The following is a 14,434-nucleotide window of genomic DNA, read 5'->3' on the forward strand; positions in this document are numbered from 1 at the left end:
ATACATCCTCTAGCGGCTAGAGGAGCAAGCCCCATGAGTCAGGACAATGCTGCCGGCGAGGCGGTTCCGATCGGCGAGGCCGCCCGCAAGAGCGGCGTCAAGGTGCCGACCATCCGCTACTACGAGCAGATCGGGCTTTTGGCCGCGCCGGCTCGCACCGGGGGCAACCGGCGGCTTTTTACGCACGACGATCTGCGGCGGCTGGCCTTCATCCGGCATGCCCGCGAGCTCGGCTTCGACGTCGAGGCGATCCGGGCGCTGTTGTCGCTGCAGGACCACCCCGAGCAGTCCTGCGCCTCGGCGGATGCGATCGCCCGCGCCCGGCTCGTCGAGGTGGAGGACCGCATCGCCCGGCTCGGCGCCTTGAGGGACGAGCTCGCCCGTATGATCGACGAATGCGCCTGCGGTCGCGTCGCCGAGTGCCGGGTCATCGAGACCCTGGCGGCAACGCATCGCCACGGCGCGCTGGCGTGACCGTAGCTTAAAAAGTCGCGCGCCGGAGGGCGGCTCCGACGCGCGCGAGGCGTTTTGCTCCGGACCGGATCCGGATGCTCGTGGAGCGGGCGATCAGTTGCCGGCCGTGACGGCCGTCAGGCGGGCAAAGCCGGTGCGGGTGGAGAGCACCTCTTTCCAGGCGTTCACGGCCAGCGCCAGCGACACCACGCCCCAGAACACCAGATACTCGACGCCGCCGAGATTCCACAGCCAGCCCGGCCCCTTGAGCGCGACCGTGCCATACACCGCGAAGGCGAGCGTGCCGGCCGACATCAGGCCGACATAGCGGGTGTAGAGGTTGAAGGTGAGCCCGATGGCGCACAAGGTCTCGGTCAGCAACGCCAGCGACAGCCAGAAGATCGCCGGCTCAAATCCCATCTTCGCGAACACCGCGAGCGACGTCGAGAATCCGAAAACCTTGAAGAGAATGTGCGGGATGTAGAATAGCCCGGCGATCAGTCGCACGACGACGATGGGATTGGTGAGGTCGAAGTCTTTGGCCTTCAGCATCGTGGGGGTCCTTCTTCAACACGGGATGCTGTCCCGTGTAACCATCCTCTCGTGCGTGGCCATGACAATTCTCAAAGCGATTTTATGGCTCATAACGACCGCTGCTGTCGTCGCGCAACCAAGAGTATTTCCGGGCCCGTCTTGCATTCTGTCGTGGGTCTGCCGGGCCGCCCGGCGCAACGGCGGCATCGGATATCCGACGTCAACCGTCGTGCCGCCGGTCCACCGGCTCCTGCACCGACAACACGATGAATGGCGCGCTCGGACGGATTCGAACCGCCGACCCTCAGATTCGAAGTCTGATGCTCTATCCAGCTGAGCTACGAGCGCATTCGCCGGGCCGCGAGGCGGCCGGGGCGAGGCATCCTTATAGCCGATCGGAACGAAAAATCGACTGGGCCGTCATGCCACCACGGAGGAATTCCGGCGCGGCGGCACCGTCTGTCCGGCGCCGGCGGGCCAGGCGCGCGCGTGGTCCGGGCTTCCATGGGCCCGGCTCGCATGGGCCCGGCTCGCATGGGCCGCGCCGGCCGGGTCCGGCAGGGCGGTTCCGTGGGCGGCCGCGTGGCGGGCCGGCATATCGTCGTCCGGCGCGACCGGAGTACCCACCGCCATCACGCCCGCGATCGTCTCGACCCGGTTGCGGCCGTTCGCCTTGGCCCCGTACAGCGCCCTGTCGGCTGCGGCCATCAGGGCCGTCAGGCTGCCGCCGACCTCGGCCGTGGTCGCCACGCCGACGCTGACCGTCGAGGTCGGCCGCACCGCGCCGAGGTCGATCCGGCACGCCTCGAACTCGATCCGGATCCGCTCGGCAACCGCGAAGGCCTCGGCGAGTGTCGCGCCGGGCAGCAGGCAGGCGAACTCCTCGCCGCCGGTGCGGCCGAGCAGGTCGGTCGGCCGCAGCACCCGGCTCGCCGTGTCGCAGAAGGCGCACAGCACCTGGTCGCCGGCTTGGTGGCCGAAGGTGTCGTTGATCCGCTTGAACTTGTCGATGTCGAGCATCAGCACGGCCGCGTCGCCGCCGTCGGCCAGCAGGCGGCGCAGCACCCGCTCGCCGCGGTCGAAGAAGGCGCGCCGGTTGGCGGCGCCGGTTAGCGGGTCGATCTGCGCGTCGCGCTTGTGCTCGAGCCCGAGCCGCTCCTTCGACATCGCCATCACCAGGAAGGCGAGCGCGAAGGAGAACAGCACCAGTGCGGCGGCGCCGACCGGCACCAGGGTCTCGGTCAGCGAGTTGGCCGGTGCCGGGAAGATCAGCTTCTCGGCGATCGGCAGCCGGATCAGCATCCCGCCCCCCTGCAGCATCAGCAGGAAGATGGTCGGCCAGCGCGACATCAGCTCGGGGTTGCGGGGGCGCAGATACTCCGAGGCGATCAGCATCATGTAGGAGAAGATCAGGACCGACGAGACGCGGATGCGCAGCGGCATGTCGGTCCAGAAAAAATCGAACTGGCAGAGCGTGAACCAGGTCGCCGAGACGGCGAGCGGCAGCAGCAGGATCGGCCGCCGGCCCTCGAAGCTGCGGGCGCCCGACCACATCAGGCCGTAGGCGAACAGTTGCACGCAGTTGCCGGCGATGATCGACACTTCGATCGGGATGACGCCGCGCAGGACGATGAGGGAATTGCCGACGTCCAGCAGCAGCATGCCGACGCCCCACCAGGCGAGCGTCGTCGACGACCGGTCCTGCAGCCAAGACATCAGCAACAAAAGGCCGCTGACCGCGGTGGCGAACGCGGTCACGGCAAAGAGGGTGGGTTGATCAATGTGCATGAACGGTCCGGTCGCGCCCCGCATGTTGCACAGAGCGCAGGACTTGTTCTAGCCCAATCCGGTGAGAGTCCCGTTCTCGGTTGAGTAAACTTTGCTGAAATTGGATTTACTGCCCATTAACACAACGGAACGCCGCACGACGCAACACACTGCAACGTGAGGCGGCAGATGCGCGGCGTCGCTGGCCGCCGGCCGGGCCGGCGCACAAAATTCCTCCCGTTGCGGCGAGGGTGGACTCGCGCGGGCCCCTAGGCCGCATCGGCCGTGTCGCGTTGTCCGGAGCCGTTCCGGCCGGACGCGCGGGGGTGGTCGTCGGGCGCCGGGGAGTTGGCGGCGATCGGTGTCTCGTCGACGAGGCGGCCGTATTCGGTCAGCCGGCCGTCGGCACCGGGATCGCCGTCCTTCACCCACTCCACCCGGTTGCGGCCGTTCGCCTTGGCGGCATAGAGGGCCCGATCGGCCGCATGCATCAGCGCGGCGAGGGCGTAGCCGCTGGACGCGGTGGTCGCGACGCCGATGCTGACCGTCAGAATGTCCGACGTGCCGATCGGCGCCGCATGGGCGGCGAATCCCAGACGGATGCGCTCGGCCACCCGCACCGCGTCGGCCGTCGCGGTCCCCGGCAGCAGGCAGGCGAACTCCTCGCCGCCGGTCCGGGCGAGCAGGTCGGTCGGACGCAGCAGCTCGGCGGCGACGCCGCAGAAGGCGCACAGCACGCGGTCGCCGGCCTCGTGCCCGAGCGTGTCGTTGACCCGCTTGAACAAGTCGAGATCGATCATCAGCAGGGCGGCCGACCCGCCATTGGCGCCGATCCGGGCCAGAATTCGCTCGCCGCGGTCGAAGAAGGCGCGCCGGTTGGCGATCCCGGTGAGCGGGTCGACCAGCGCGGCGTGCCGGAACTGCAGCTCGAGCCGCTCCTTCACCATCGCCATCACCAGGAAGGCCATGCAGAAGAAGTGGAGGAGCAGCCCCACGATGCCGAGCGGGATCAGCACGCCGACATTGTCCGGCGCGATCGGGAAGACGAGGCGCTCCGCCAAGGGAATGCGCGCGGCGTACAGCACCGCCTGGATCAGCAGCAGCACGATGGCGGGCCAGCGCGACATCGGCCGCGGGTCGCGGGCGCGCCAGTACTCCCACGGGATCAGCAGCGCATAGGCGAGAGTGATGGCGGAGAAGACGCGGACGCGCAGCTCCGGCGTGGCGCCGAACGTCTCGCTCTGGCACAGGGCGAGCCAGGCGACGGCGCCGGCCGCGGCCAGCACCGGGCGTGGCGAGCGTCCCTCGAAGGCGCGGGCGCCGCACCACATCATGCCGTAGGCCCCGAGCCAGAGGCAGTTGCCGGCGATGATCGACAGCGGGTCGGAGATCACCCCGCGCAGGGCGAGGAGACTGCCGGCGGCGACCAGCACCAGGGTCGCGCTGCCCCACCAGGCGAGCGTGGTGGCGCTGCGGTTCTGCAGCCAGGAGAACAGCAGCATCAGCCCGCTGACCGTGGTCGCGAGTGTCGAGACGGCGTACAGCGTCGGAAGGTCGATGCGCATGGTTGTCCGTCAGGAGCGCGCCGCCGGGGCCCGCCGTGATCCTGGATGGTCTATAATCCAATCAGGTGAATTTGCGGTATTTCGTTCTGGTCGGAATCGTCCGGGCTCGGGGTTGCCCACAACCTCGCGTAGCGCTCCTCGGTGCGGCGCCATCATGACGGACATGGCTCGCCGCGCCGTGGCGGTCCCGCCGCTCCCGGCGGCATGGACCGGGCGGACAGGGGCCGGCCGAATCGGCTGATATGGGTCGGGATTGCCCGACTGGGCTTCGGAGGAGAGACGGATGGACGTGAAAGCGGCGGTGGCGTTCGAGGCGGGCAAGCCCCTCACGGTGACGACGGTCCAGCTCGAGGGTCCGCGCGCCGGCGAGGTGCTGGTCGAGATCAAGGCGACCGGCATCTGCCACACCGACGAGTTCACCCTGTCGGGCGCCGATCCGGAGGGGCTCTTCCCGGCGATCCTCGGTCACGAGGGGGCCGGCATCGTGCGCGAGGTCGGGGCGGGCGTCACCTCGGTGAGGCCGGGCGACCATGTCATCCCGCTCTATACGCCGGAGTGCCGGCAGTGCCCGTCCTGCCTGTCGCGAAAAACCAATCTGTGCACGGCGATCCGCGCCACCCAGGGGCAGGGCTTGATGCCGGACGGCTCGTCGCGCTTCTCCTGCGAAGGCAAGCCGATCCACCACTACATGGGCTGCTCGACCTTCGCCAACTTCACGGTGCTGCCCGAGATCGCGGTGGCGAAAATCCGCGAGGACGCGCCGTTCGACAAGGTCTGCTACATCGGTTGCGGCGTGACGACCGGCATCGGCGCCGTGATCAACACCGCGAAGGTCGAGCCGGGCGCCACCGCGATCGTGTTCGGGCTCGGCGGCATCGGCCTCAACGTCCTCCAGGGGCTGCGACTGGTCGGCGCCGACATGATCATCGGGGTCGACCTCAACAACGACAAGAAGGCGTGGGGCGAACGCTTCGGCATGACGCATTTCGTCAATCCGAAGGAGGTCGGCGGCGACTTGGTTCCGTATCTGGTGAATCTCACCAAGCGCGGCGCCGACCAGATCGGTGGCGCCGACTACACATTCGATTGCACCGGCAACGTCACCGTGATGCGACAGGCGCTCGAGGCCTGCCATCGCGGCTGGGGCGTGTCGGTAGTGATCGGCGTCGCTGCAGCGGGCGCCGAGATCCAGACGCGGCCGTTCCAGCTCGTCACCGGGCGGGTGTGGAAGGGCTCGGCCTTCGGCGGCGCCCGCGGCCGGACCGACGTGCCGCGCATCGTCGACTGGTACATGCAGGGCAAGATCGAGATCGATCCGATGATCACCCACACGCTGCCGCTCGCCGAGATCAATCGCGGCTTCGACCTGATGCATGCGGGTCAGTCGATCCGCAGCGTGGTGGTGTACTGAGGCGGCTGTCGCGACCACTGCGTCGCGCCGCGTCGCCGCGCCGGGCAGGCCGGTCCGCGATGCGGACCGGCAGGGTGCCGCGATCGCATCTGCCGTTACTGCCCCCCGTGGCAAGTGACAGCGCACGTCGTTCGTCTTGCCGCGGCGGAGCCGCGATCATCCAGGTTAGATGGACGGAGACGTGTGACTTTTCGGAACCGATCTCGCTAAAAATCGATATTTACCGCCCACTTTTACCGTCCCTTACGACTTCTGCGCGATCATCACGCTCGGCCGCGACCCCGGCCATTGCCTCGGCCCGCGGCGTCGGAGGCGTGCCATGGTCGATCCGTTCACCAGTTTCCTCAGCATCGCCGGTCTCGGCATCAGCGCGCAGACCGTCATCGCGCTGCGCACGATTCGCCTCGCGGAGGGCGGCCCCGCCGCCGTCGACGAGGCGCAGCGCATGGTCGCCGAGAAGGTGATCGCCGCCTTGATGGGCGAGATGGCCGCCGCGGCGGCGCTGCTCGGCGGTGCCTCGCTCGACGACGCCGCCGCGCAGGCGATGGTGCCGGTACGGCGCTGCGTCGAGGACAATGTCCGCCGCCTGTCCGGCGGCCGGCCGTACTGAAGCCGGCGAGACACCGCCCCGAACGCGCTGCCGCCCTTGCACCCTGTCGGGGGATCTGCGGGCGCCGAGTGGCGCCGCGTCCCCCGCCTCCATTCAGCCCCCAACGGCCGTGCCGTAGGCGAACAGCGCCCGCCCGGCCATGAGCGCATCGGCGGCGGCGGCGAGGCCGCGGGTGAGGTCCGCGTCCGCCGTGCGGTCGGCGAGGCCTGTGAGGGTCGCCGCGACCGCGTCGGGCGAGGCCTCGAAATCGGCCAGGATCGTGAGCGCCGCCTCGGCCTCGGCCCGCACCGTCGTGGGCCGGACGTCGTCGCGGGCGACGACATGCAGATCCATCACGGCATGGCCGAGATTGAGCGCGGCCAGGAGCCCGCGCGGCGCCACGTCGCCGAGATCGCCGGCACGGCGCAGATGCACGAGCAGGCGGAGCATTCGCCGGCTGGCGTGCGGGTTCCATCCGTCGCGTGAGCTCGGGGCGAAGCGGGCGATCAGCCCGGAAATATCCTGCCGGATCGCCCGCGCCACCTCGGCGGCGTGCCGCTCGGCCTGGCGCGGCATCAGCAGATGGCCGGCGCTCGGCAGGGCGGCTGCGACCACCAGGGCGAGCGAGTCCACCAGCACGGTTGCCGTCTCGGCGGCCGGCATCCCGGCCTGGCTCGCCAGCAGGAAGCACATGTTGAAGTCGAGCGCCGGGATCGCGGTCTTTGGGCTCGCCCGGGCGACGGCGCCGACCAGGATGAACGGGAGCACCGAAAACACCACGGCCGCCAGCGTCGGCACGGTCGGCTGGACGACCAGCCGATAGAAGATCGCGGCTGCGACGCCGGCCACCACGCCGGTGAACAGCAGCGGCGCGATTTTCTGGGGAACCGGCATCGAGCCGAGCACCATCGAGAAGATGCAGATGCCGAGCGCCGTCAGCTCGGCCGCCGCAAAGCCGGTGGCGTAGCCGAGCGCGCCTGCCACGAAAGTTGCGGATCCGGCCGCAAGCCCTGTATCACGCGCAAGAATCCAGTCGCGATACGGGGCCAGATAGCGCGCCTTGCGGCCGAACGAAATGGCGTCGGCGCGGCCGGGCTCGGCGAACAGCGCCTGTTCGGCGGCCAGGATCTGGTCGAGCGCGGTGGCGATCCGCCGGGCCTCCGGGCTGGCGCTGTCGTCCGGGATCGCCGGACCGGAGCGGTCCGGCGGCGCCTTGCTGTGCAGGCGCTCCGCCACCGCGTACAGCCGATCTGCCAAGACGGTCGGAATGGGGTCGCCGCGTCGCCGGCGCGCTCCGGCGGCGCGGCCTGCCGCCATCACCTCGATGGCCCCGGCGACCAGCGAGTTGACGTGGCGCAGACGGCGATAGCCCTCGACCGATCCGGCCGAGACCATCACGGCGAGCGCATCGACATCGGCGACCTCGGCCAGCACGGCGCGCTCCGCCGCGGCCGTGACGCGGGTCGGGTCGCCCCGAACGGCGTCGGCCGCGAAGGCGACCGCGTCGGCGGCCAGTCGCCGCGCTCGCTGGTAGAAGGCGTCGCGTCGTGAACCGGGCGTGATCACGCCCATCACCAGGGTCACCACAGCGACGCCGACCAGGGTGCATTCGACCCGTGCGATCGCCAGCTCGGTGGCGTGCGTCGGGGCGAGCACTGCGGGCAGCACTACCACGGCCGTGGTCATGCCGGCCATGAAGGCGCCGTAGGAATGCACGCCGCGCAGGATGTGGGTCAGCCCGGCTCCGACGGCGACAACGATGGCGAGCAAAGCGAGCTCGATCATCGGATGGCCGGTCTGCACGATGGCGAAGCCCAGACCGGCACCCGCCAGCGTTCCCACCATCCGGTAGAAGGCACGCTCGAGCAGCAGCCCGCGCGACGACTGGGCGACCACGAACACCGGCATGGCGGCCCAGTAGGCGTTCTGCACATGCAGGCTGGCGGCGATCGCGAAGGCGAGCCAGGCGGAGCCGGCGAGCCCGGCGGCGTGGAGGAGGGCGGCGCGGTCGAGGCCGGCCCACCGCGTCAGGGTCGCGAGCATGGTCTTGGGTCCGGGGGCGGTCTCAGTGGGATTGCTGCGCTGCAGCAAAATGGACCGGAGGCAATCGGAAGGCAACCCTGCGGCGTGTCGCCGGTCTTCGGCGGCAATGCCGTCCGACGAACCGGGTCGGGCTTCTCGGGTGAGGGCGCGGCCGCGGTCGCCATCGGGCCGGTCCCGTCCATGAGGCGGAGTGCTCGATCGACAATAATTATTCGTTTTACCGGTTCCGCTTTCCAAGCAAAGGTAAATACCGGCTTCTCGAGACGGTCCCGCCTTATTTCGCTCGATCACATCCCTGCACGATCTGGATGGCAAGGAGGTTGCGTCATGCCGAGCCCGACGACGCTCGCCGGTACGGCCGCAAGCCTGGGGGAAATTCCGACCAGGAAACGTTTCGTCATCGTCTCCTGTCTCTTCATAGGTATTTTCATAGCCTATCTTGATCGGGTCAATGTTTCGGTCCTGGCGGCGAACGACCAGTTCTTGACCGACATGGGCATCAAGGGCGTGGCCGTGCAGATCGGCATGATGATGTCGGTCTTTCTCGCCGCCTACGGCGTCGCCAATGTCGTGCTCAGCCCGATCGGCGACTATCTCGGCCCGCGCCGCGCCATGATGCTGTGCGTGGGGCTATGGGGCGTGTCGCTGCTGATGGGTGGACTTGCGACGTCGTTCGCGATCATCATCACCGGCCGGGTGATCCTCGGGGTCGGCGAAGGCTTCTACTACCCGCTGCAGAGCCTGTTCGTGAAGAACTGGTTCCCGCCGCAGGAACGCGGCCGCGCCAATGCCGCCTGGGTGATCGGCCAGTCGGTGGCGCCCGCGGTGGCGATGCCGCTGTTCACCTACGTGATCGGCACCTTCGGCTGGCGCGAGAGCTTCCACCTGTGCTTCGTGATCGGGCTGATCCCGATCTGGATGCTGTGGCGGCACACCGCCGACACGCCGCGACAGCACAAGTCCATCAACGCCGCCGAGCTCGCCTATATCGAGGAAGGGCAGGCCGCCGAACGCGGGCGCGAGACCGCGGTCGACGACACCCGGCTCACCCTGGTCCAGCGGCTCGAGCCGTTCGTGACGAACTACAACTACTGGCTTCTCGTCGTCTGGTATCTGTGCCTGCAATGCATGTACTGGGGCCTGATCTCCTGGCTACCCGCGTATCTCAAGTCCGCCCGCGGCTTCACCTGGGCCGAGATGGGCTGGCTCGCCTCGCTGCCCTTCGTCTTCGGCATCGCCTTCAAGGCGCTGACCGGCTTCCTCAGCGACAAGATCGGCCGCAACGCCCCGATCCTGTGCGCCGCCATGGCGCTGGCCGGCCTGTGCGTCTATTTCGGCGCGACCGTGTCGGACAAGTACGCCTCGGCGGTGCTGCTGGCGCTCGCGGTCGGCCTGTCCACCATGGGAACGCCGGCGGCGTGGACGCTGCTCCAGGGCCTGGTGCCCGGAAAATCCATGTCGACCGCGTCCGGCGCCATGAACGGCATCGCCAACGGCCTGTCGGCGCTGTCACCGGCGCTGATCGGCCTCTTCATCAGCATCACCGGCACCTATGACGGCGGTCTGCTCTGCCTCGTCGCCACCGGCGCCGTCGCGACCGTCGTGGCCGGCGTGCTCGTCGTCCAGAAATATTGATCAGTCCGCACGAAGGCCGACACGGGTCGGCGGGAGTACTCTCATGAAGATCACCAGCATCGACATCATCGACGTCGCCAACGATTTCCAGTCGGCGTCCAGCAAGTGGCGGCCCGTCTGCGTGCGGATCAACACCGACGAGGGCATCTCCGGTTTCGGCGAGGTGGGACTGGCCTACGGTGTCGGCGCCTCGGCCGGCTTCGGCATGGCCAAGGATCTGGCCCGCCTGCTGATCGGCATGAACCCGATGGACACCGAGGCCATCTGGGAGAAGATGTTCAAGAAGACGTTCTGGGCGCAGGGCGGCGGCACCGTCGTGTTCGCCGGTATGAGCGGCCTCGACATCGCCTGCTGGGACATCCGCGGCAAGGCCCTGAACGTGCCGCTCTACGTGCTGCTCGGCGGCAAGACGCGCAGCCAGATCCGCACCTATGCGAGCCAGCTCCAGTTCGGCTGGGGCGCCGGCAGCGACAAGTCGATGCTGATCGAGCCCGAGCAGTACGCCGAGGCGGCCCGGACCGCGGTCGCGGAAGGCTACGACGCCCTCAAGGTCGACACCGTCGCGATGGACCACGAGGGCAACTGGAACAAGCGTTATCTAACCGGTCCGCTTCCCGACAAGGTGCTGCGGCTCGGCTACGACCGGCTCGTCGCCATGCGCGAGGCAGTCGGCCGCGACGTCGACATCATCGTCGAGATGCACGCCTTCACCGACACCATCTCGGCGATCCAGTTCGGCAGGATGATCGAGCCGCTCGGCGTCTTCTACTACGAGGAGCCGGTGATGCCGCTCAACCCCAAGCAGATGAAGAAGGTGGCCGACGCCGTGTCCATCCCGATCGCGGCGGGCGAGCGCATCTACACCCGCTGGGGCTATCGTCCGTTCCTGGAGGACGGCTCGATCGACGTGATCCAGCCCGACATCTGCGTCGCCGGTGGCATCTCGGAGACCAAGAAGATCTGCGACATGGCGCATGTCTACGACGCCACGGTGCAGATTCACGTGTGCGGCGGCCCGATCTCGACGGCGGCGGCCCTGCACATGGAAGCCGCGATCCCGAACTTCGTCATCCACGAGCTGCACCGCTACGCGCTGCTCGAGCCCAACACCCGCACCTGCAAGTACGACTATCAGCCGAAGAACGGCATCTACGAGGTGCCGGAGCTGCCCGGCCTCGGCCAGGAGCTGACCGACGAGACGATCAAGGCCTCGGTGGTCGAAACCGTGAAGTGATACGAAATCCGGCTGATCAGTTCACCGTCATTCCGGGGCGCACCACCCGGATCGGCGCTTCGCGCCGTCCGAGTGGTGCGAACCCGGAATCCAGCGACGGATGCTGAGGACTTGGCTGGATTCCGGGTTCGCCGCTGCGCGGCGCCCCGGAATGACCACCGAGGTGATCAGCCGGGTCCGGCATAAGACCCCGCCACCCAGCCCCCGGCCGCGCGCCGACGCCATGTCCTCGTGGCGCCGGCGCTCGCGCGATGCGTGAGCCGACGCGGCCACACGCCGTAGGGTCGGCCCGTATCGCTCGTCCCGGCGCGATCTGCTAGCTGTCGAGCCGGCAGACCTTCCGCGTCGCCTTCTTGGCAGCCCCCCGGACGCGGCCGGCTCGTGGGGACCGCCATGGACATATCCGTTCGACAGTTGGTGGCGTTTCTCACCGTCGCCAATCTGCGGAGCTTTACGGCGACCGCCAAGGTCATGCATCTGACCCAGAGCGGGGTCAGCGCCCTCATCAGGGAGCTCGAGGAGCGTTCGGGCGTCAAGCTGTTCGACCGCACGTCGCATTCGGTCCGGCTGTCGCGCGCCGGCGAGGACTTCCTCCCATACGCGCAGCGCGCCGTCGAACATGTCCGGGCGGCGGAGCGCTGCACGGCAGACTTGCGAGATCACCGCGCCGGGCAGGTCCGGGTCGCCGGTGCGCCGCTCATCGCCTGCACGCTGCTGCCGCAGATGATGTCCGCCTTCGCAATCGCCCATCCGACCGTCCGGGTCCAGTTGGTCGACGTGCCGATGAGCGAGCTGCAGACGATGGTCGGGAGGAGCGACGTCGACCTCGGACTCGGACCCGAGCGAGGCTTCGATGCCGATGTCTCCGGCGCGCCGCTGTTCACGACGCCCGTCTCGGTGATCTGTCCTCCGGGCCATCGCTTCGCGAGCCGCGTTGCGACCTGGTGCGAGGTGCGGGACGAGCCCGTCATCGTCGTCGGGCAGGAGATGATCGACCACATCGCCTTCGAGTTCGGCGGGGCGCGGTTCACGGTGGCGCTGGTCGTCAACCACATCTCGACCGCGCTCGGGCTGGCCGCCGTCGGCCGCGGCGTGGTGCTGGCCGGGCCGTTCATCGCGCAACTCGCGTCGGCCTACGGGCTGGTCATCTGCCCGCTGGGCGAACCGGTTTTGAACCGCAAGATGATGGTCTACCAGCACGGCACGCGCGCCCTGTCGCCGGCCGCGGAGGTGTTCAAGCGGTTCATGATGCAGTTCGTCCGCGACAACGATCCTAACGCCGTCGCGACGTCGGCGGAAGCGCCCTCCCAGGCGGCGGTTCGGCACGCGGTGCCCGCGCGCCGCCGACGGACCTCGGGACGGCCGGCCGCGGCCGCACCGTCCATGTCGTGTCCGTGACGGCGATCCGGGGCCTCACTTGCCCTTCTGGGTCTCCTTCACGTCCGTGAAGGCGATGCCGGGGGCGCGCTCGCGGGTGTAGCCGAGATAGAACTCGTTGCGGGCGAGATAGACGAGGTCGCCGTCCAGGTCCTCGGCGATGCCGGAGCGGTTCGCCGCCACGAAGGTGTCGAGCGCGGCCTTGTCGTCTGACGAGATCCAGCGGGCGAGCTGGAACTCGGCGATGTCGAAGTCGACCGGCAGGCCGTATTCGGCGGACAGCCTCGCCTTCAGCACGTCGAGCTGCAGCGGGCCGACGACGCCGACCATGGCGGGCGAGCCGTCGGTCGGGCGAAACACCTGGACGACGCCTTCCTCGGCCAGCTCCTGCAGGGCCTGCTTGAGCTTTTTCGCCTTCATGGCGTCGGAGAGGCGTACGCGGCGCAGGATTTCGGGCGCGAAGCTCGGGACGCCGACGAAGGTGATGTCGCGCCCTTCCGTCAGCGTGTCGCCGATCCGCAGCGTGCCGTGGTTGGGAATTCCCACCACGTCGCCGGCGAAAGCCTCGTCGGCGATCGAGCGGTCCTGGGCGAAGAAGAAGTGCGGGGTCGACAGCGTCACCGGCTTGCCGGTGCGCACCAGCTTGGCCTTCATGCCGCGGGTGAGCTTGCCCGAGCACAGCCGCGCGAAGGCGATGCGGTCGCGGTGGTTCGGATCCATGTTGGCCTGGATCTTGAACACGAAGGCCGACATGCGCGGATCGGCGGCCTCGATCGGGCCGGCATCCGAGTTTTGTGCGCGCGGCGGCGGGGCGAAACCGTGCAGGCCGTCCAGGAGGTCGCGGACGCCGAAATTTTTCAAGGCGCTGCCAAAATAGACCGGCGTCAGATGGCCTTCCAGGAACGGGACGAGGTCGAAACGCGGGCAGGCCTCGGTGACCAGCTCCATCTCCTGCGCCATCGCATCGGCGTCGAGGGACGGATTGAGGGCGGCGATCTCGGCGATCGTCATCGGCACGGGCGGGCCGCCGTCGTCCTTGGTGTCGAGCAGACGCACACCGCCATGGGCGATGTCGAAGGTGCCCATGAAGTCGCGGCCGCGGCCGATCGGCCAGGTCATCGGCGTGGTGTCGAGCGCCAGCGTCTTCTCGATCTCGTCGAGGATCTCGAAGGGGTCGCGGCTCTCGCGGTCCATCTTGTTGATGAAGGTGACGATCGGGATGTCGCGCAGCCGGCACACCTCGAACAGTTTTCGGGTGCGGGCCTCGATGCCCTTGGCGGCGTCGATCACCATGACGGCGGAGTCGACGGCCGTGAGCGTCCGGTAGGTGTCTTCCGAAAAGTCCTCGTGGCCGGGCGTGTCGAGGAGATTGAACACCCGGTCGCGGTAGTCGAACGTCATCACCGAGGTGACCACCGAGATGCCGCGCTCGCGCTCGATCGACATCCAGTCGGAGCGGGTGTCGCGGCGGTTCTTCTTGGCCTTGACCTCGCCGGCCAGATTGATGGCGCCGCCGAACAGCAGCAGCTTCTCGGTCAGGGTCGTCTTGCCGGCGTCCGGGTGGGAGATGATGGCGAAGGTGCGCCGTCGCGCGACCTCGGCTGCCAGCGTGGACGGTGCGGCCGCAGAGGAGGCGGCGGAGTCCGACGGCGCAGGGGTGTCGGGCGTTTCGCCCGGCGGGGCCGGGATGGCGGACGAATCGGCGGCGGGCACGGCGAGGGCCGGGTCCAGGTCACGGAGCGGCTGGGTCATGCCCGGCATGTGGCAGGGAAACGCGCCCGGAGCAAGGGGGGAGGGCTTCAGCCCTGGTCATTCCGGGACGGCGC

At 68.7% G+C, this 14,434-nt stretch carries 11 protein-coding genes and 1 tRNA gene; 6 read left to right on the forward strand and 6 right to left on the reverse strand.

Going from position 1 to position 14,434, the window contains the following annotated elements; all coding sequences use genetic code 11:
• The first annotated feature begins 33 nt into the window (after positions 1-33).
• Positions 34-474 (forward strand): helix-turn-helix domain-containing protein, encoded by a 441-nt coding sequence (locus HXX10_RS06445; RefSeq protein WP_296520839.1) that lies wholly within the window; start codon positions 34-36, stop codon positions 472-474.
• A gap of 93 nt (positions 475-567) precedes the next feature.
• On the opposite strand, the gene HXX10_RS06450 is transcribed toward HXX10_RS06445, so the two are convergent.
• The 4 genes from HXX10_RS06450 to HXX10_RS06465 form a co-directional block, all read right to left on the reverse strand.
• Positions 568-1,005: a DoxX family protein gene (locus HXX10_RS06450; RefSeq protein WP_296520840.1), complete on the reverse strand. Its 438-nt coding sequence runs from the start codon at positions 1,003-1,005 to the stop codon at positions 568-570.
• Positions 1,006-1,258: 253 nt separating this feature from the next.
• Positions 1,259-1,335, reverse strand: a tRNA-Arg gene (locus HXX10_RS06455).
• A 72-nt stretch (positions 1,336-1,407) separates the two neighbouring features.
• A complete protein-coding gene (locus HXX10_RS06460) occupies positions 1,408-2,775 on the reverse strand; it encodes a GGDEF domain-containing protein (protein ID WP_296520842.1) in 1,368 nt (455 codons plus the stop codon).
• A gap of 248 nt (positions 2,776-3,023) precedes the next feature.
• Entirely contained in the window at positions 3,024-4,319 is a 1,296-nt protein-coding gene (locus HXX10_RS06465; RefSeq protein ID WP_296520844.1) for a GGDEF domain-containing protein, read from the reverse strand.
• Between the two features lie 283 nt (positions 4,320-4,602).
• On the opposite strand from HXX10_RS06465, the gene HXX10_RS06470 reads away from it, so the two are divergent.
• The gene (locus HXX10_RS06470; protein ID WP_296520845.1) at positions 4,603-5,730 is read left to right on the forward strand and encodes an S-(hydroxymethyl)glutathione dehydrogenase/class III alcohol dehydrogenase; all 1,128 of its coding nucleotides are present in this window, start codon (positions 4,603-4,605) and stop codon (positions 5,728-5,730) included.
• Between the two features lie 319 nt (positions 5,731-6,049).
• A complete protein-coding gene (locus HXX10_RS06475) occupies positions 6,050-6,340 on the forward strand; it encodes a hypothetical protein (RefSeq protein WP_296520847.1) in 291 nt (96 codons plus the stop codon).
• 93 nt (positions 6,341-6,433) lie between these two features.
• Here the strand turns inward: HXX10_RS06475 and HXX10_RS06480 are convergent, their stop codons facing one another.
• A complete protein-coding gene (locus tag HXX10_RS06480; RefSeq protein WP_296520848.1) occupies positions 6,434-8,362 on the reverse strand; it encodes an FUSC family protein in 1,929 nt (642 codons plus the stop codon).
• A 327-nt stretch (positions 8,363-8,689) separates the two neighbouring features.
• Here HXX10_RS06480 and HXX10_RS06485 point away from each other — a divergent pair, with 327 nt between their 5' ends.
• From HXX10_RS06485 to HXX10_RS06495, 3 genes are all read left to right on the forward strand, one after another.
• A complete protein-coding gene (locus HXX10_RS06485; protein WP_296520850.1) occupies positions 8,690-9,997 on the forward strand; it encodes an MFS transporter in 1,308 nt (435 codons plus the stop codon).
• A gap of 43 nt (positions 9,998-10,040) precedes the next feature.
• The gene (locus HXX10_RS06490) at positions 10,041-11,231 is read left to right on the forward strand and encodes a mandelate racemase/muconate lactonizing enzyme family protein (protein WP_296520852.1); all 1,191 of its coding nucleotides are present in this window, start codon (positions 10,041-10,043) and stop codon (positions 11,229-11,231) included.
• 393 nt (positions 11,232-11,624) lie between these two features.
• On the forward strand, positions 11,625-12,629 hold the full coding sequence (locus HXX10_RS06495; protein ID WP_296520854.1) for a LysR family transcriptional regulator: 1,005 nt from the start codon (positions 11,625-11,627) through the stop codon (positions 12,627-12,629).
• Positions 12,630-12,644: 15 nt separating this feature from the next.
• Here HXX10_RS06495 and HXX10_RS06500 read toward each other — a convergent pair whose 3' ends face one another.
• Positions 12,645-14,360: a peptide chain release factor 3 gene (locus tag HXX10_RS06500; protein WP_296520856.1), complete on the reverse strand. Its 1,716-nt coding sequence runs from the start codon at positions 14,358-14,360 to the stop codon at positions 12,645-12,647.
• Positions 14,361-14,434: the final 74 nt, after the last annotated feature.

Source organism: Rhodoplanes sp., from assembly GCF_013377085.1.
GTDB lineage: Bacteria > Pseudomonadota > Alphaproteobacteria > Rhizobiales > Xanthobacteraceae > Rhodoplanes.

What these genes read in the sequence shown, in the direction of transcription:
- HXX10_RS06485 (WP_296520850.1), top strand. Translation starts at nt 8,690, where the DNA reads ATGCCGAGCCCGACGACGCTCGCCGGTACGGCCGCAAGCCTGGGGGAA.
- HXX10_RS06465 (WP_296520844.1), bottom strand. Translation starts at nt 4,319, where the DNA reads ATGCGCATCGACCTTCCGACGCTGTACGCCGTCTCGACACTCGCGACC.
- HXX10_RS06475 (WP_296520847.1), top strand. Translation starts at nt 6,050, where the DNA reads ATGGTCGATCCGTTCACCAGTTTCCTCAGCATCGCCGGTCTCGGCATC.
- HXX10_RS06495 (WP_296520854.1), top strand. Translation starts at nt 11,625, where the DNA reads ATGGACATATCCGTTCGACAGTTGGTGGCGTTTCTCACCGTCGCCAAT.
- HXX10_RS06460 (WP_296520842.1), bottom strand. Translation starts at nt 2,775, where the DNA reads ATGCACATTGATCAACCCACCCTCTTTGCCGTGACCGCGTTCGCCACC.
- HXX10_RS06490 (WP_296520852.1), top strand. Translation starts at nt 10,041, where the DNA reads ATGAAGATCACCAGCATCGACATCATCGACGTCGCCAACGATTTCCAG.
- HXX10_RS06480 (WP_296520848.1), bottom strand. Translation starts at nt 8,362, where the DNA reads ATGCTCGCGACCCTGACGCGGTGGGCCGGCCTCGACCGCGCCGCCCTC.
- HXX10_RS06500 (WP_296520856.1), bottom strand. Translation starts at nt 14,360, where the DNA reads ATGACCCAGCCGCTCCGTGACCTGGACCCGGCCCTCGCCGTGCCCGCC.
- HXX10_RS06445 (WP_296520839.1), top strand. Translation starts at nt 34, where the DNA reads ATGAGTCAGGACAATGCTGCCGGCGAGGCGGTTCCGATCGGCGAGGCC.
- HXX10_RS06450 (WP_296520840.1), bottom strand. Translation starts at nt 1,005, where the DNA reads ATGCTGAAGGCCAAAGACTTCGACCTCACCAATCCCATCGTCGTCGTG.
- HXX10_RS06470 (WP_296520845.1), top strand. Translation starts at nt 4,603, where the DNA reads ATGGACGTGAAAGCGGCGGTGGCGTTCGAGGCGGGCAAGCCCCTCACG.